At 37.9% G+C, this 18,366-nt stretch carries 15 protein-coding genes and 2 pseudogenes; 3 read left to right on the top strand and 14 right to left on the bottom strand.

Annotated features, from left to right (window positions below; genetic code table 11):
* Positions 1-307: 307 nt before the first annotated feature.
* From IQ237_RS12290 to ffh, 4 genes are all read right to left on the bottom strand, one after another.
* Positions 308-1,261 carry a PhoH family protein gene (locus IQ237_RS12290; protein ID WP_194055500.1) on the bottom strand — a complete coding sequence of 318 codons (954 nt, stop codon included), beginning with the start codon at positions 1,259-1,261 and terminating at the stop codon, positions 308-310.
* A 386-nt stretch (positions 1,262-1,647) separates the two neighbouring features.
* On the bottom strand, positions 1,648-2,085 hold the full coding sequence (locus tag IQ237_RS12295; protein ID WP_194055501.1) for a KH domain-containing protein: 438 nt from the start codon (positions 2,083-2,085) through the stop codon (positions 1,648-1,650).
* The gene (rpsP, locus tag IQ237_RS12300) at positions 2,048-2,308 is read right to left on the bottom strand and encodes a 30S ribosomal protein S16 (protein WP_096566147.1); all 261 of its coding nucleotides are present in this window, start codon (positions 2,306-2,308) and stop codon (positions 2,048-2,050) included. The genes IQ237_RS12295 and rpsP overlap by 38 nt, the downstream gene beginning before the upstream one ends.
* A 183-nt stretch (positions 2,309-2,491) precedes the next feature.
* Positions 2,492-3,946 carry a signal recognition particle protein gene (gene ffh, locus IQ237_RS12305; RefSeq protein WP_194055503.1) on the bottom strand — a complete coding sequence of 485 codons (1,455 nt, stop codon included), beginning with the start codon at positions 3,944-3,946 and terminating at the stop codon, positions 2,492-2,494.
* Positions 3,947-4,268: 322 nt separating this feature from the next.
* Here ffh and IQ237_RS12310 point away from each other — a divergent pair, with 322 nt between their 5' ends.
* Positions 4,269-5,984: a protein kinase gene (locus IQ237_RS12310; RefSeq protein WP_194055505.1), complete on the top strand. Its 1,716-nt coding sequence runs from the start codon at positions 4,269-4,271 to the stop codon at positions 5,982-5,984.
* Between the two features lie 761 nt (positions 5,985-6,745).
* On the opposite strand, the gene IQ237_RS12315 is transcribed toward IQ237_RS12310, so the two are convergent.
* The 9 genes and pseudogenes from IQ237_RS12315 to IQ237_RS12350 form a co-directional block, all read right to left on the bottom strand.
* Complete coding sequence (locus IQ237_RS12315) at positions 6,746-7,327, bottom strand: Uma2 family endonuclease (RefSeq protein ID WP_194055507.1); 582 nt, start codon at positions 7,325-7,327, stop codon at positions 6,746-6,748.
* A complete protein-coding gene (locus IQ237_RS12320; protein WP_228020138.1) occupies positions 7,324-7,872 on the bottom strand; it encodes a helix-turn-helix domain-containing protein in 549 nt (182 codons plus the stop codon). Before IQ237_RS12320 ends, IQ237_RS12315 begins: the two co-directional genes overlap by 4 nt.
* 127 nt (positions 7,873-7,999) lie before the next feature.
* Positions 8,000-8,581: pseudogene (locus IQ237_RS12325) on the bottom strand (hypothetical protein); the annotation flags it as partial.
* A gap of 464 nt (positions 8,582-9,045) precedes the next feature.
* Positions 9,046-9,651 (bottom strand): annotated as a pseudogene (locus IQ237_RS12330) (hypothetical protein); the annotation flags it as partial.
* A gap of 57 nt (positions 9,652-9,708) precedes the next feature.
* Positions 9,709-9,831 carry a hypothetical protein gene (locus IQ237_RS26695; RefSeq protein ID WP_255512656.1) on the bottom strand — a complete coding sequence of 41 codons (123 nt, stop codon included), beginning with the start codon at positions 9,829-9,831 and terminating at the stop codon, positions 9,709-9,711.
* A 75-nt stretch (positions 9,832-9,906) separates the two neighbouring features.
* Positions 9,907-10,401, bottom strand: a complete 495-nt coding sequence (locus IQ237_RS12335; protein WP_194055509.1) for a hypothetical protein — start codon at positions 10,399-10,401, stop codon at positions 9,907-9,909.
* A 9-nt stretch (positions 10,402-10,410) separates the two neighbouring features.
* Positions 10,411-10,956 (bottom strand): TIR domain-containing protein, encoded by a 546-nt coding sequence (locus IQ237_RS12340; protein ID WP_194055511.1) that lies wholly within the window; start codon positions 10,954-10,956, stop codon positions 10,411-10,413.
* An 81-nt stretch (positions 10,957-11,037) separates the two neighbouring features.
* Positions 11,038-13,503, bottom strand: coding sequence for an ATP-binding protein (locus tag IQ237_RS12345; protein ID WP_194055513.1), 2,466 nt, complete (start codon positions 13,501-13,503; stop codon positions 11,038-11,040).
* A gap of 281 nt (positions 13,504-13,784) precedes the next feature.
* Entirely contained in the window at positions 13,785-14,615 is an 831-nt protein-coding gene (locus IQ237_RS12350; RefSeq protein ID WP_228020141.1) for a ParB/RepB/Spo0J family partition protein, read from the bottom strand.
* A gap of 473 nt (positions 14,616-15,088) precedes the next feature.
* Here IQ237_RS12350 and IQ237_RS12355 point away from each other — a divergent pair, with 473 nt between their 5' ends.
* Together IQ237_RS12355 and IQ237_RS12360 are read left to right on the top strand one after the other, a co-directional pair.
* The gene (locus IQ237_RS12355; RefSeq protein WP_194055515.1) at positions 15,089-16,270 is read left to right on the top strand and encodes a M20 family metallopeptidase; all 1,182 of its coding nucleotides are present in this window, start codon (positions 15,089-15,091) and stop codon (positions 16,268-16,270) included.
* A 367-nt stretch (positions 16,271-16,637) separates the two neighbouring features.
* Entirely contained in the window at positions 16,638-16,952 is a 315-nt protein-coding gene (locus IQ237_RS12360) for a chromosome segregation ATPase (RefSeq protein WP_187038976.1), read from the top strand.
* Between the two features lie 69 nt (positions 16,953-17,021).
* Here the strand turns inward: IQ237_RS12360 and IQ237_RS12365 are convergent, their stop codons facing one another.
* Positions 17,022-18,080, bottom strand: a complete 1,059-nt coding sequence (locus IQ237_RS12365; RefSeq protein ID WP_194055523.1) for a hemerythrin domain-containing protein — start codon at positions 18,078-18,080, stop codon at positions 17,022-17,024.
* Between the last annotated feature and the right edge of the window lie 286 nt (positions 18,081-18,366).

Raw genomic sequence — 18,366 nt, forward strand, 5'->3', positions numbered from 1 at the left:
TCACACCATCTCCCTCTTAATGCTATTTCTTCTCATTAAGTCTCTTAATCTTTGAATTATCTTTAGTTATTATGTACTACTTTAATGGCTTTTTTACCTTGTGACAGTTGAGGGTGCGGAATGTGGGTTCTAATAAAACTATCCTAACACACATCACACAAAAAATACAGAAGGAGTCAGGAGTTATTAATTTTGGATTTTGGATTTTGGATTTTGGATTTTGGATTGATTGTTTTTGTCAACTCCAATCTAAAATCTAAAATCTAAAATCTAAAATTTTTCTCACCAATCACCAATCACCAATCACCTATTTTTCATACTGTTCATAAGCAGAAACGATCCTTTGTACTAAAGGATGACGAACAACATCTTTTTGAGTAAATTCACAAAAAGCGATACCTTCAACGTGCTGCAAAATTTGCAAAGCAACGGTTAAACCTGACTGTTGATGTAGAGGTAAATCAGTTTGCGTGATGTCACCTGTAATAACCATGCGAGAACCAAAACCCAAACGAGTCAGCACCATTTTCATTTGTGCTGGTGTGGTGTTCTGAGCTTCATCAACAATTACAAAAGCATTATTTAAAGTCCGCCCGCGCATATAAGCTAAAGGCGCAACTTCTATTATCCCCCGTTCCATTAAATTGGGGACTTTTTCAGGATCAATAAATTCATTAATAGCATCATAAAGCGGACGCAGATAGGGGTTAACTTTTTGTTGTAAATCTCCTGGTAAAAATCCCAGTTTTTCCCCAGCTTCCACAGCAGGACGAGTTAAAATTAATTTTTCAAATTGATTAGCTAGAAGTTCTTGGACAGCGACGACAACAGCGAGATAGGTTTTACCAGTTCCCGCAGGACCAATACCAAAGGTGAGGTCGCGTTTGCGAATAGCTTCAATATATTGTCGTTGACGGAAAGTTTTAGCGCGGACTTCTTGACCACGACGACTTTTAGCGAGGACATCCCGCTGTAGGTCTTGTAATTCACCTTGGCGATCGCCCTCTATTGCTTGACGGGCTGTTAAAATATCCGCAGTAGCAATATTATTACCTTTACTCCAGAGATTTTCCAGCGATCGCACTATTTTCACAGCTAGATCAACCTGCTTTTCTTGACCAGAAATGAGCAGTTCTTGACCCCGCAAAACTAAACTAGCTCCTGTTTGTTGAGACAGAAACTTGAGATTTGCTTCCCCATATCCGGACAGAGCGATCGCACTGGGAATATTAGGTAGCCCAATTGTAACTGCACCTGCCATAGTTTTTATCAAAATTTATCAAAAAATTCTCAGAATTTCTCAGAAGATAGACCCCCAACTTCTGGAAGAAGTCGAGGATCTAGGTATTGCGTTTTTTTCAGTCGTATTGACTTAGCAACAAAAGACTGCAAAAATCTTGGTTTTATAGTCTTAGACAGAGCAGTTAGGACATCAATGAATCATGAAACTGTCACCCCAATAGGGTTTTACTCCTGACTCCTTTACGGGCGAAGCATTAGGAAAATAGCTGTCAATAAAAATTGATAATTGATTGCCCGAATGCGTTGCTCCTACGACTCCTGACTCCTGCTATAACAATCTTTTTGCGGACTATCTTCATCTTTACCAGAACTACTGACTGGCTGAGTCACCTCAAAATTACCAGTTTAGACCGACCGAAAGCGGGGTTTAGCAATAGGTCTGGGGATGTCTCCACTTCTTTCTCGTGATCTTGGTGGGGGTATTCTTTCTTCCTGTTCTTCATCAAAAGACATACCATCCCGATTTTGGGTATTGCTGCCGTAGATGTCCAGGTATACTGACTGGCCAGCCAATTCTGCTGCTGCGGCAATTACCGTGCGAATTGCCTGAATATTGCGTCCCCCCCTACCAAAGACTTTTCCTTTGTCTGTAGGGTCAAAAGCGATGCGAATCCAAGCCCGTTTAAGGGTGTAAGACATTTCACAATCGACACTTAAAGACTCTGGAGACTCTAAAAATGGTTGTACTAGAAACTTCACCAGTCCCACATAGTTAGGACTGGCTGCTGGTAACTTCGGCTCAAGTTTATGATGCGGCGTTTGCACTGACTTGTTCAAAAACATTAGCTTTTACGAGGATGCGGCGAACGGTGTCAGTAGGTTGAGCGCCTTGTTGAAGACGCTTAACAATACCGGGAACATCCAGACGCACTTCATCAGTTCTGGGGTTGTAAAATCCTAGTTCTTCTAGGGGACGACCATCACGACGAGACAGATCGTTAATAGCAATAATGCGGTAACTTGCTTCCCGCTTTTTACCAAATCGCTTCAAGCGCAGTTTGATCATGTTGAAAAATCGTTGTCCTGTTGGTAGGTAGTGATTTTGTGAATGAAATGATAATTGTAGCACGGTTAGGAGTCAGGGAACAGGTAACAGGGAACAGGGAACAGAAGGCAAAAGGCAAAAGTGAATATTCTCCCCCTGCACCCTGCCGCCTGCACCCCTGCTTTCTTCTCTGTCACCTGTCACCTAAAGCGTGCCAAAACCTTTTTTCTTTTTCTCTTTCTTTTTCTTTTTCGCTGGTGGTGCGCCACCGGGATAACCACGCCAACCGGGTGCGGGACGGTTTCCTGCGGCTAGGGAGTTGCCCATACCACCGCCAAACATTCCTGGCATTCCGGGGAAATTTCCTTGTCCCATTTGTTGCATGAGCGATCGCATTTTTTGGAAATCTGCTACCAACTTACTCACGTCTGATTCTTTATAACCTGAACCAGAAGCAATGCGTCGCCGACGACTGGGAGAACTAGCTAATAGTTCTGGATCTTTTCTTTCTTGCTTAGTCATGGAATTAATCATGGCTTCACAGCGTTTTAGCTGGGTTTCCCCTTGCTTCAACTGGTCATCTGAAAGTTTGCCCATACCGGGAATCAACTTCATGATGCCACCTAATGAACCCATATTTTTCATTAGGCGTAGCTGTTTTAAGAAGTCTGTAAAATCAAACTTCGCTGACAGCATTTTCTCCTGCATTTTCTCAGCGTCGGCGATGTCGATTTCTTCCTGGGCTTTTTCCACCAAGGTAAGAACATCACCCATGCCCAAAATCCGGGAGGCCATGCGGTCAGGATAAAAAGGTTGCAGCGCCTCGACTTTTTCACCCACACCGACAAACTTAATCGGCGCACCGGAAATTTGCCGCACTGACAAAGCCGCACCACCCCGGCTATCACCGTCCATTTTGGTGAGAATAGCTCCAGTTATACCAATTTGTTCATGGAAAGTACGGGTCAAATTTGCTGCTTCTTGCCCCGTCATCGCATCCACGACTAACAGAGTTTCGTCTGGTTCAATAGTTGACTTGATGCGGGCTAGTTCCGCCATCATGTCTTGGTCAATTTGCAAGCGTCCAGCAGTATCAACAATTACTGTGTTAATACCTTCTGCCCTGGCACGTTCTACCCCTTGACGGGCGATTTCTACGGGGTCAGCATCACTGCCCATCTCAAACACGGGTACGTTAATTTGCTTACCCAGTGTAATTAACTGATCAATAGCTGCGGGACGATATACGTCTGTGGCGACTAACAAACAACTACGATCTAATTTTCTTAAATGTAAAGCTAGTTTAGCAGTAGCGGTGGTTTTACCAGTACCTTGTAAACCCGCCATCAAGACAACGGTGGTTTTATCCTTAACTTCCACCAGGGGAACATTTTCTTCCCCCATCACCTGTACCAGTTCATCATAAACAATTTTGATAAACTGTTGGTCAGGACGTACACCAGCTATGACCTCAGATCCCTGGGCTTTAGTTTCGACTTCAGCTATAAAATCTTTAACTACCTGGAGGTTAACATCTGCTTCCAACAAAGCCCGACGCACTTCGCGCAATGCGTCTTGAATGTTGGATTGAGAGATTTTATCTTGTCCCCGCAGTTTTTTCCAGGCGGCTTCTAAACGGTCAGATAGTGCATCAAACATAATGTAATTACAATGTACGTGAGTCAGTGAGAAAGTTTAAACCAAGTTTAAACCGCTGGTTTTGCGCTCCAGGCAGAAGGTAAAGTTTTAACCTGTTATAATACCAGCTTAGTAGGTTTTATCCCAAGTGTGGCAACTTGATTTTATGTCTCACGCAAAGACGCAAAGACGCAAAGAAAGGAAGAGAAAAATAAAAAAAATAAAAAAATAAAATTGTGGTAAAAATACATGACTGCTGCTATTGGCCTATTGTTAAACTTTGAACTGCTTGAGTAAACAAAGCTATCATAGGCGTTAAAATCGATCCAGCCTTTGTATTTTCGTGGTTTTGTCCCAAATAAATCAGAGTGCGGTTCACTGCATAAATCCTCACTGTCAACGTCCTTATCCCCAACCTTGGGGCAACAAATTTTGTAACAGCTGTGGCAGTCCGTTACAGTTGGTAGACCGTTATTACCCACTTCAACCTTTAGGTTCGGGCGGTTTTGCCCAAATTTATACGGTTTGGGATATCAAAAATCAAACTGAAAAGGTACTTAAAGTCTTGGTGGAAAATTCTCCCAAGGCTTTGGATTTATTTATACTAGAAGCGGAAGTTTTAAGTAATTTCCGCAATTCTGGTGTGCCTCAAGTTGATGCTGATGGGTATTTTCAAATCAGTTTGACTCATCCTAAACCACACCAGTTAGCTTGTCTGGTGATGGAAAAGATTGATGGTTATACTTTGGAGGAAGTGCGTAAAAATTATCCTCAAGGATGTCCAGAGGATTTGGTGTTAAATTTGTTTTCCCAAGCTGTAAAAATTTTACAGGAATTACACAACCGGAAAATTATTCATCGGGATATTAAACCTTCTAATTTAATGTTGCGTACTCCTGCACCTAACGCACCTTTAAAAACAGAACAATTGGTGTTAATTGATTTTGGCGGGGCTAAACAATTTAGTGGGGGAATATTGCGATCGCCTTCTCCTTCTACTCGTTTATTTTCTTCTGGTTACAGTCCACCAGAACAAATTACAGGAGGTAATGTTGGTCCTGCGGCTGATTTTTATGCTTTGGGACGAACAATGATTGAATTACTTACAGGTAAATATCCACAAGAGTTGGAAGATCCAATTACTGGGGAATTAAGCTGGCGTAAGTGGTGTAATGTTAATATTCAACTAGCAGATTTATTAGATGAAATGATACAGGCGGATGTGCGATCGCGTCCAGCCCATGCAGCTATTATTCAAAAACGTTTATTAGCAATTAATTCTGCAAAATCTCCAAAACCACAAAAATCACAACTAGGCTTTTTTACCCAAATTAAAAATACTATCGTCCAAACTATCACAGAAATTACCCAAGCTGTAGGTAATACAACTTTATTTACAGTGCAAGCAATTTTCAACTTTTTGAAAGCTTGTTTAGCGACAATTTGGGCGATAATTTTAAGTTTTATTGGTGCTAGTTTGGGGACTATTAGTGGTTTTTTGTTGGCTTATCAAACTAAATCAGGCGCTTTTTTTGCCGAATTTATATTACGTCAATTACCCCAATTAATCCCCAATTTTACACCTACAAATCCCAAAGAAATTATCATCTATGCTGTTGCTGGTTTAGGTACTGCTTGGGGAATTACTTTATCTGGAAGTTTTGGACAAAAACGACGTTTTTTAGTATCAGCTCTGATGGGTTTAATAGGCTATAGTTCAGGGTGGATAACTTGGCAATTTATTAAACCAGAGAATAGTCCCGAAGGATTAATTGCTTGGATGTTAGTATCAATTTCTCTGCTAACTTTGGGTTTAGGTCTGCGTACCCATTACCTAGCTTATGCTTTTATAGCTGCCTTTGGTAGTGCTAATATTGTTGCAGGTTTAATTCATTTAGGGATAAAAATTTCATTGTTCCATTTTTCCGATCCACCAAATTGGGTAGAGTTATTACAGCATATAGCTTTTTTTGGTTTTATTGGTGTTTTAATTAGTCTTTGTTTAGGGTTGAGTTATTACATGATTGTTCCTTGTTTGCGTTGGTTAGGATGGAGATAATTGATAATTGGTGATTGGTGATTGGTGATTGGTGATTGGTAAAATGTTTATAACCTACATTCCGCACCCCCTGGTGTCACAATCGGTTTTTTCTGATTTTTATCCCACATTCCGCAGAAGCGTAGAGTAAAAAAATAATTATCCCCAAAAGCCATTATTGGTAAGGTTTTTAAGGATATTAGTTCAAAAGAACTACAAAGAGCCTATTAAGAATTTATCTCATTTATTGAGAACATTTTTGGAGAAAAGTTTGTACAACCCTGAATCCTCCGTGATAATTATTCAGAAGTGAATTTGATCTGCGGAATGTGGGTTTTATCCCCATTTAAGGTTGTATTTTGTACCAAAACCAAGAAATATTGGTAGGCGATAGCGAAGCGTTGCTGCAAGCAGTTCGCTAAAACCAAATCTCCAAACGACCAATTTTCGTTGTGTGACAGTTTAGGGTGCGGAAGGTAGGTTGTAATTGTTATCAAACTAATTCCTGCTATATAAAACCTAGACAAAACTAGACTTTACTTTCTACTTCAACGGGAGCATGGGAGCAGTTATCCCTCTGTAGACCTTCACGCTGTAGCCCAACGCGATTGTGTTCCAATTAAGTTTCTGAAAAAGACTACCACCATCATTGCTTGGTTTTCGCGTCGGCAATAGTCTCAATTCAATACTTGATATCACCTTATTATATATCAAGTAGTTGATTTTTTCCGGAAAATATATTGATTTTTGTCAATATAAGTATAGTTTTGTCTATGAAATTGTCAACTTAGGACAAGCTCAAAAACAATATCCTCATAAACCGACTCAATGGGAAAACTTAAATCAATACTTTGTAACTCGATATTATCCCCCGGCTGATAGTTAAAAATTTCCCAATTACCGCGATCATTTTTGCGGTATAAATCAATCGCTATTTTCTCAGCATCAACCAAAACATAATCTTGCAAACTAGGATTGCGACGATACAATCTAAATTTATCCCCTCGGTCATAACTGGCTGTACTGGGAGATAAAACCTCAACAATTAGACAGGGATATTGAATTGCTTGGATTGCAGTGCGATCGCGCTCGTCGCAAGTAACGCTCACATCAGGATAAACATAATCCTTCGTTTCCGAAATATTTACACGACAATCGGAATTACCAACCTGACAACCACTACCCCGTAAATGACCTTTAACAATGAAAATAATATTACTAGCAATTCGGCCATGATTTTGAGTTCCCCCACTCATAGCGTAAACTTCACCATTAATATACTCATGGCGAAGCAGTTGTTTTTCTTCCCAGACAAAATATTCTTCGGGTGTTAACTTAGGAAACTTATCTTTTACAGCAATCATTTTTTGTTACCAAAGGCTATATACCAACTATCAGCAGTCCTGGAAATAATAATACTTTTACAGGTGGTGTGAGGTAATCCTTCATAAGTTTTTACCCATCCAATTGTCGGTAGTTTTATTGATGTACCACCTACAGGAATTGGTTTACCACCATTATCAATTGTAAAACTATCATTTTTCCCTTTCTTTTTGAAGTTGGGATATTTTGACTGTCCTTTAAAGAATCTTTGAAAAGCTTCACCTAAACTATCAAAAGCGTATTGAGTGATTTTCTGGCAAATACCCTTTTCTTTAATCCATGCCAATTCAGGTTTTACATGATTATTAAAGAATTTCTTGAGGATGTATTTGTTTGGCTTTAATCCATCTTTATACAAATCCTGCCAAGTAGCTAAACCCCAATTATAGGTAAACCTTGCTATACCAGCGTGTTTAGCCATTAATATTTCCTGGGTTTTGTTTAACTTGAGTTTTGTTTTGATAGATAAAAGCATTTGCTGATAGCTTGCGTGGCGATAGCCATTTTCAACACTATACTTTATCATTTAATTCTGACACATTTTGCTTAATTTTTTAGTCAACTTATTCCATGTATACTTCAAATACTTGTAGTTTTGTATGTACTTATATAGGTTTGTCTAGTAAATTGTCAACTTAGGACAAGCTCTTGTGTCAAGAGGCTTTGAGAAAATTGCTGAAAAAAAACTGGTCAGTCCCACGTTGAAGCTCAGGAAAAGGGGCAACAATTAACTTAACGTTTGGTTTTCGCTTCTGTTTGATAATACCTAAATCTCGATTTTGAGGGTCAGCAAAATACTTAACAGGATCTGTGTCCTTACCTTTTTGATGAGCCATAGTAAAATGATAAAGACCGCGATGGTTGGTGAGCGAAGTCGAACCATAAATCATTTCTAATGAAATATCATCAAAAGGGAGAGAAACTTCGTCAGCTACAGCATCACCTAAATCTACTAAAACTGCATAAAATAACCACGTTGCCCAAATTTGTAATTGAATACCATTGATTGAACTGGTCATTAAATCAATGACTGTACTCATCTTTCCGGCTAATTGTCCTTTTTGAGCTTCTTCTAAACTTTGTAATTTCCTAAATATCGCCTCTAATGTAGAACCATCTACTATCCAAATCTTTTCAAACTTTGATAGGGTAAATTGAATACTTTCTGGTAATGGACGTTTATTTCTACTATGCCAAGCTGTTCTCAAACTCGGTAATAAATCTTTAAATACTCTGCAATTACTTCATCTTCGACCATTGGTCGTTGTTTCTTTTTGGCGTGGTCTCTGTTGGTTTTTTTGTTGTTGGTCATGGCTGGACTCAATGGCTCAATTACTTGTCTAGATTGAGTTTCCCATCTTTTTGATCTGGAGCAAATACTACCCTTGACAATTTCTCTTTTTCCTTAACTTGTCACCAATGACCGGCGATCGCTGATTCTCTGAGTGTTTGTTCTAGATTTCTGTCATTATGTTCGATAAATCTGGTGATTTGTTCTAAACATTCAGCTTGTTATTCTGACAATTGCTCACTAAGAGGTTGTTTGAAAAGTATTAGATGAAACCGATAATCTCTAGAAACCTAACCCCCCTTCCCCCCTTCCCTACAAGGGAATGGGGGTTTCAAAGCCTCTCCCCGATGCGGGGAGAGGTTTGGAGAGGGGTTTATTTATACATTAAAAACTTTTCAAACATCCTCTAAGAGCGGGAATAATCACAGGACGACCAATTATTACTTGTAAGTAGTCTTCTAGTTCCTCTAAACAGGGAAAAGCTTTTACTAAGTTTTGCTTAACTTCTTGTTGTTGTTCTCCAGATAACTGCCAAGCATTGAGTGAGAGGAATTTATCAATCCGTTCTTGGTAATCTGCAAAACCTTCCTCATATTCTTCTCTGAGTTGGGTTCGTAAAGTAGGAGCAATATGATCTCGAATTTCAATTAATTGACTCCAAACTATGGGTGCTAGGTCTATGGAACAAATCCAATCACCATTGTCATAATTCATCCATTCTTGGACTGAAGAAATTTCTTGTCTAAGTTTGTTTGCTGCTTCATCTAGAGCTTTGAAAACTTTGATGCCTTTTAAACCAACTTCTGAACTTGTGACTTTTACTAAGTCTGATTCTTGTTCATTTTGAGAAGATTTGAGAACATCTGCCCATTTTGGAGCATTACTTTTGGTGGTTTTCTTTAACTGAATTTTGAACCGGATGCGTGTTTTGTTTAGTTTGGAGAAGTTGTATTTTTCAACAACAGCATTTTGGAGGAAGGTTTCATTTGAGTTGGGAAGCACTGCTTGTAGCATATTGTTTTGGAAGTTAATTTTTTTACTCCCAGAAAAGCGTTAGCTTTAAATTGATAGCTACACAAATTTGTTCCCAAAATCTTTTTGCGTGTTAGCTAAGTTTATCGAAGCCATCGCTTCGGCTGTACTTAGTGCGCGGCGGACATTACCTTCAGATTCTCCCACTAGGCTACCAAGCATTTAGGTAGTGTCTAGCTGCAATAGTTTTATCTCAAGTTTAGTGAATCACTATACATATAAAATTTAAAACAGAATTTACTGAACACCTGCAATAACTGCTAAGGCATTAGCATATTGCTCTAAATCTTTTCTTAGTGATTCTAATTCATTCCTTAAATTCTTCTCTTCACTCCAATTCTGTTCGTGTGCTTTTGGACTTAGATGAGGAGGACGTTGAGATTCCCAGGTTTGCAATAAGGGATGCCATTTTGCAAGTAAAGGGCGTAAACCTTTATTCAATACAGTTATAGCAATACCTCCAACCGAGTTATGAGATATACCTACATCTGGACCGGCTTCCTTTAAAATTTGTCTTGTTGTACCAAATAAGTTGTATAGAGATGTTAAGGCTTCTCTTAGAAGTCCTTGATCTATTTCTAAAGGCTGAACAGCAATACGGGTAACGAGTTCGACGTAAAGCGACCACGCTGCCTTTCGCTCTGCTGGGTCTGCTTCCCACTCAGCAGAACCAATTCCAAATGGAATGGTTACAGATACTTTTTTCAATTTAGCAGGATCTCGTTTAACCATACTATTTTGTTATGGACAAGTTCTATTATAGAGAAACTTTACTGGTGGATTATTAATTAAATGAGTTTTAGTAAAACGTGCTTGATAAGCTTTTTCAATTAGGTTTGCTAAAGAATCTTTTCTTTGGGGGTAATGATAGCAACAAGCATAACCCTCATCATTATTTTCACCAAGTATATTTTTTGCTAAACGCTCTGGAATGGTGAAATTTTTACTGGCAGAAGGAAGAATAATGCCTAACAAACCATTGGGTAATGTGTTTTTATTGTGTCGTAATGATGCCTGAATTTCCCAATCTACATAACGCCGCGCCCATGTACATTGACCAATTAGACAAATTGTTACAGTCGAGTCATTTAGATAATTTTCTCTAATACGACGCATGACGTAATCAGTATCAGTGCTGTTAATGATATCGTCAGCCATGTCTACGCCTAAAGCACGCCGTATAAATACATTACGCTCATGATCAAACGTATTAATAAATTCTTGCACTTCTGCTTGGTCTACATGATGATAAGAAATGAATACTTTTCGGCGAGTAATTGAGTTCATTTTTATTTTCCATAAATAATAAATCAATGCTAAAAGTACAGTAATTAATTTAGCATTAAAAAATGCAGTTCAACAAAAAAATCAAAAACTACCAGATTTTTCTTCTGAATTCTTATTAAGCTCTTTTTCTATCATATTAGTTGCGTCCATAAATTTATCAGTCCACTCATAGGAATCTTTGACTACAAGCCTAAACGCATCACCTTCAATATTATTAAAAAACTCCTTGGAAACATTTTTGTCTACAATCAATAGAACCGGCAGTCCGAAAGCTGCAGCAACACCTTTTTCTTCAATAACCCATATTGACGTTAATGAGGTTTCTTGATCTTTTATTTCAGATCGAGGTGTAAGTACCCCAACAAACATCGAGCATTCACGAATACGAGAAATAATTTGTTTAGATAAGGAACCGACTTGATCAACCATACCATCAATTATTTTAATACCACGTTCTTCTAACATTCTTTTGAAATGTTTTACTATTTTCTTTGTTTCCTCATCATATCCATATGATAAAAATACACTTTTTGGTTCATTACTATTCATAGGTTTCTGTGATGACTCCTTCGATAACTTAGTGACAAGATTTTCTTTTTCGTTTTGCTCTTGTTTCACCCTTTCGCTTAAGTCTATAATCTTTTCCTCCTGTTTTGTATAAGCTTGAATAGAAGTTAACATAAGATTTGATAGTCCGGGAACCATTTGCGCTATAGTTTGAGTATTTGTATCACCAAATACTAATTCTGACATCAAATAAATTTGATGAAAGGATGATCTTATGTATTGGTCAACACCATGTTTATGTGCATATTTTAGTAATTCTTGTACAACAATATTATTTGCATTAACAAATAGAGTATAAGGACGAGAGATATCAGAAGTCTCAGAATATTGGGAGATTAATTCGATAATGTTTCTTATATCATCATTCCTGTAATTAGTATATTCATATCGGTAGTCTACTATGATAACACCAGTGAGATAATCAGGTTCAAATTTGCTCAATTGAGCCGACAAACTTAATACACGAAATATTTCTTTAATAATTTCCTTGTCGTTTGCTTTAATAGTTTCATTGTCTTGGTTGTACCGATTTAAAATGTATTCTACCCCCTCGTTCACAGGTATTAAGGATATAGATTTTTCCTCTTTTTTATATATCTCTAAAAAATCTCTTTCATAAAAATTTTTTGCATCTATAAAATGAAGTCCCATTTCATCAAAAAGAATAGTTTCTTGGATGCCAGAACTTTCATGATTTCTGGTACCTACTGAGTGATAAAATAATTTTGGTATCTGCCCCGGCTCTTGTAAGCATTTATTCGTACTTATACATTCTGTGATGGAAAGTTTTTCTTGTCCGACAGAAAAAAGAACTATGTCTTTAACTGCCTTATAAAAATCCCGTGTTTTAGTATTATTGTAATCATCTCCGGCTGCACGGAATATCTTTTCCCCATGAATACCAAATACATTTCTCCATTTTTGTCGTATCCTTGATCTATTGTTAGACAAATTGCTTATTATTTGATCTTTTAGTTGAGTTTCGACAATTTGTTTAACAGCCTTCCAAGTTGTATTGCTCATGACGTTATCACGCCCAAGAGTGAGATCAAGGTCGGGACATTCAATTCCGCCTATTAAGAATTTAGCCCATAGAGGAAGCCCATCTCGAAAATCACCAACATAAAGACCCGATGTATAAACATGAGGATACTCATTCCAAAGTTCCTTATCAGGAATGGCCAAGTAGCCATAAATTCTGATGTTAACTACTTCTTTCTTAGCTTCTTCCTCAACTACAACATCTCCTTCATACTTAATGTAAAATTCTATTAAAGGTCGTTTTTGATAAGTTGAGCGTAAATATAATTCACCTATTCCTTGAATATTAGGATTGTTCCATGGTGGAAGTTCATTATTTATGGCAGTATGCGAGTTATTGAAATAATATGGAGTACGTATATACGGACAATACTTATTTAGAGCTTCTGTGATTTTGATCGGGTTTATTTTATCTTGATAACCTTGCTTTATGATTACTTTTATAGTTGTGCCTTTTGGTAATTGACTTTTACTCTTCTCAAGTTCATAATGTCCATCGCCGCTTGAAACCCAGATTGTGCCTTGACTTTTCTCATTTTGATGGCGAGTTTTTATTTCAATTCTCTCGGCAATTATAAATGTGGATAAAAAGCCAATTCCAAATTGTCCAGCGATACCACGTGCAGCTTTAAAATTTCTTTCATCAAGTTCTTTTCTCTTTACCGCTTTATTGCTTGAAGCAATTGTACTGAGAAATTTTTTGAGATCATCTTCAGTCATACCAATTCCATTGTCAGTCACAATTAACTCATGACAATCTGAATCAATCTGAATATCAATTCTCCATTCTGATAAGAACCCATCTCCTTCGGCAATAATACAAGCATCATTAGCATTTTGTACCAGTTCTCTGATTACAACCATTGGATCGTTGTAAAGGTTTATGCCTAACTTGCGAATTAACTCAGGTATATTTGTTTCAAAATTATGACGAGACATTAAATTATCCTTTTATATTTAATTTACGCATGATATTTAAGTACCAAAAAATCTAACATCTGTCAATTCCCATTTAGACATTTGTAACATTTGTTTTCCATTTGTTGTACCTACCCGTGCCACTACGGGCATAGGATACAAAAGCACAATTACATTGCTCAGGTTTTGTAAGACAATCGCTCTTTCAAACTGCAATCCTTGAGCTTTGTAGCCTTAATTTCAAATTCAAGTGAACATTTTAAACCTTATTTCAGAGCGATCGCCAAAATCGAATCTTGACATTATGAACCTTTTGGGGAATGAAACAGCCCTGCTTTAAGTCCAGAAGACCGAATAGCAGCTTTCAAGTCTTCAGCTAAAGAAAGCATGGGAAAAATATTGGCATCAATAGAAGCGGGATTAAGTTGTAAATCTAAAAGTATCGTCAACACTGCCACTTCTCGCTCATCTAAGTCCAAAGTAGCTAAACCTTGTTGCTGTTCCTCTGGTGTTACAGTCAGCAGTTCAACAACAGAGTTCATTCGTTTTTGTGCATTCAACCTTCGCACTACTGTTGAGAGAATGCGGGGAATATCCTGGGGTTCTAAACCAGTATTAGTTGCCAACTCCCGGACAATAGCTTCAGCTTTATCCAGAGGATTGAGGTCTTCCCGGTGTAATGAAGTAATTAAAGCTTTGCGGTGTAAAGCATCAGGTTCAGGAATAATTACAGCTTGCAGATTTTGCCAACCCAAGTTTTTAGCACTACGCCAACGTCGTTCACCATCAAATATAACTAAGTGTTCCCGTTGAATTAAAATGATTGGCTCTAGTTGTTCATCTGACACCAGGGAACGAGACATAGACTCAATACTTTCTGATAAAAATGTCTGTCTCGGTTGTTCTGGGTTGGCTTGAATTTTGTCTAAGGGAATATATTGGATACCTGATTGTGATTGAAGTTGCGCTCTGAGTGTTTGTAACTGTGCTTCTAACTCACTTGACCCTTGAGAGCGGAGTTCTTCGATTTCGGCTTTTAGGCGTTGAATTTCTGCCTCAGCTTCTGATAACTGTTGGGATTGCTTTGCGCCTGAAAAATAATTGGTCAGGTCAGGAGATTTACGGGTAGTCATAAGTTAGCACAGATTTAATTTGTTTATTGAAACAGCGATCGCGCGGAGTGCAGTGCTGATAGCGCAAAACGGCTGTAACTATACAGTTTTATATATTTCAATGTGGTTAAACAATAAAAATATTAACTGAAAACAGTTAAAACAAGATCCCCCTAGCGGCTTTTTTGTCCGAACTAGGGGGATCACATATTGCGTAGACTATAAATCTTTCGGTATAGGCAATTAAGTCAAATATATCCAATATATTTCATTTTGCCTACCCCTAGAACGATGATTTAACAAAATTTTATATTATTTTTACAATTACCTAAGCCTTGAGAAGTAGTTGCTAATTTTGTATATGCTGATACAAAAATTTTCGACTTTATACCCTTAACTCTGTACAACTTCTTAAATATCTTGTCAGATGAAAGCATTTTCCTAGTTGACACTTATTTATGATAAGAACAACGCTGTAAATTACATTCAATTCAATGCTAACCCGGATTAAAAAGATAGCAAACAACCTTGCACCCCGCTTAGTAGAAATTCGTCGTCATATTCATTCACACCCAGAACTCAGCGGCCAAGAATATCAAACTGCTGCGTTTGTGGCTGGTGTTTTGTCTTCCAGTGGTTTGCACGTGGTAGAAGGGGTGGGTAAAACTGGTGTGATCGGCGAATTACACAGCACTCATCCGGATGATAGGGTGTTGGCAATTCGTACTGATATGGATGCTTTACCCATACAAGAGCGAAGTGGCTTAGAATATGCTTCACGAATAGAAGGAGTGATGCACGCTTGTGGACATGATGTACATACTACGGTAGGTTTAGGTACAGCAATGGTACTATCCCAAATAGCTGATGAGTTGGGTGGTAAAATCAGGTTTTTATTTCAACCCGCAGAAGAAATTGCCCAAGGTGCAAACTGGATGGTAGAAGATGGAGCAATGAATAATGTTGCTGCTATTTTAGGTGTTCATGTTTTCCCTTCTATTCCGGCTGGTTCTGTGGGTATTCGTTACGGAGCATTGACAGCAGCAGCAGACGATTTAGAAATTATGATTTTGGGTGAATCTGGACATGGGGCGCGTCCGCATGAAGCCGTGGATGCGATTTGGATTGCTTCACAGGTAATTACCGCATTACAACAAGCTATTAGCCGTACTCAAAATCCTTTGCGTCCTGTGGTGTTGAGTATTGGTAAGATTAATGGTGGTAGAGCAGCGAATGTGATTGCGGATAAAGTACAGTTATTGGGTACAGTGCGATCGCTCCATCCTGAAACTCGCGCTCAGTTACCAAACTGGATCGAAAATATAGTTGCTAATGTTTGTAATTCCTATGATGCAAAATATCAAGTTAATTATCGTCAAGGTGTACCCAGTGTACAAAATGATTATGCTTTGACACAATTATTGCAATCATCAGCAGAAGAAGCTTGGAGTAGCGATCGCGTGCAAGTTTTACCCGAACCTTCCCTGGGTGCGGAAGATTTTTCTGTTTATTTAGATTACGCCCCTGGTTCGATGTTTCGTTTAGGTGTAGGCTATAAAGATAGAATCATCAATCATCCTTTACATCATCCTCAATTTGAAGTTGATGAATCTGCAATTATTACTGGAGTGGTGACATTAGCTTATGCAGCTTATAAATATTGGAAGTCTAAATAAATTACAGCGATAGTGATTATTTTTTAGATGTTAATCTACTGCATATCTCCCCATCTGGGGAGTAGTTTTTTATGAATATTTGTCATGAATAAATCTCATGAATAAATCTATTGCTACAGGTGAAGTTAGAGAAAATTCCTGCTATACTATTTTGATTACTCTTGTTCCGGTGTAGTTCGCAAATTTTTTGATGAATTAACCGCAAAGTACGCAAAGTACACAAAGGAAGAAAAGGAGTAATCTGTTAGAGATTTTAGCAAGAAGGGAGTAGTAGTAAGTTAAAAAATCTGGTTTTGGCTACTATTCATTAACTCAAGTTCTAAGATAGCTCAGAGCTTTCAATTTTCACATCAACTTCATCTATACTATGCCACCAATAGAATCTTTAGAATCTTCATCGTCTCAACCTATTAGTAATAACTGGTACTTGTTGAATGTTCGTTCTAAAAAACGGCAATCATTTTTAAAATTTTTGAATCTGGCAATAGCGCAAAATAACCTACAAGAATTATTTGTAGATATAAAAGTTCCCGAAGATACAGTATATGAAGATATTGTTTTACTGAATTTAAGTAATTTTAAAACAGCCTATTCTTTTTTGAAGGAAGTTGAATTTTTCCAGAATATAGAACGCAAACCTTTACAGTCTGCACAAGTGAATCGAATGTTAGGAATGAGATGAATTAGTACAGAATTGAGGAGTAGGGGTTTAGCAATGCTAAACCCTTACAATATGAAGCAGTAAGCAACTCTAGACAGCGGCTCCTGTTCTAGTTTCTCTGCCCATTCTTTCTTGAATTCTAGTTTTAGCAGCTTTGAATTGTGTAGCTAATTCCTCACTTTCTCTGCTGCTCATGTTATTACGAATAGCGGCAAACATTGTGCTTTCTTCTTGACGAATATGATCGCCAATTTGATCCCAAATTTGTCTGAGTCTGTCTTTAAATTGTGGTGTAGCAGGGCTAATACCTCTTAATTCTTCAAACCAAGGACCCCAGCGAGCTTGTTCATCATATAATTCTTGGGTGTTAGCTTCACCATAAAAAGGACGAACTCGCGGATAAACTACTTCTTCTTCCGCACCTGCATGGGCGCTCAAATCTTTATAAATTTGTCCAAAATATTCTTGAATTTTTTGTGGATCATTGCTTTGCATTAATTCTGTAAACAAGATATTTACCTTATTGTGATCCATACGCAGAACATCTTGGATATTCATATCTTGCTTATCAGAAGTTTGGGTGACAGCACTACCCACAGCACCACTAATAGCGGCGATCGCATCTTGAACTCTTGCCCAAATTCCTTGATCTGCATCTTGTCCTGTTAGTTCCCGCACTCCTAAAATTTCTAAACTTCCTTTCAGTTGTTCTTGATGTGCGCGGTTTTCAAAATTGATAGTATTTAAAGTTCCAATTGCTGCCATCACATCAGCACCAACTTTCTGGGCAGCTTTATGAATTGTAATTCCATTCATGACTTGTTGATGCTTCAATAACTCATGTTGAAATACTTTTTCAAAGAAACTTAATTCATTACCCTGCATTAATTTGCGAACTTTTGCCACCATTTCTTGTACTGTAGATTCTGCATTTTTTTGAATGCCATATTGAACTACCACAGTATCAAGAATGCCTTGATTTTTGCGGTCATCATCTAGCATTTTGCGGAGATTATTAGCAATTTCACCATCACTACATTCTCTTAAAAATCTTTCTTCATTATCAATAATTAACTGTTGCAGTAACTTCATATCTGCCAATTTTACTGCAATAGCATTTCGTTTGGTATCATCTAAAGTGGCTACCATGTTGAGTTCTCCTAGCTAAAGTAATCGCAAGTAATCGTATTTATTACCAATCCCAGGTTCGCATAATCACTAGACATTTTCCATCTTTCTTTTGAGCGATTACATTATTAACTCTGGATAGAAAAACTGGATATATAGCAGGAGTCAGGAGTCAGGAAGCATCCCAATTTTGCAAAAATCAACGCAACCACACCAAAAACTCTCTAAAACTTTCTTACCTTTGTGTCCTTTGCGCCCTTTGCGGTTCAATCATATCAAACCTTGAAGCATTTTATTTCGTTAGATA

This window comes from Sphaerospermopsis sp. LEGE 08334, from assembly GCF_015207205.1.
Lineage (GTDB): Bacteria > Cyanobacteriota > Cyanobacteriia > Cyanobacteriales > Nostocaceae > Sphaerospermopsis.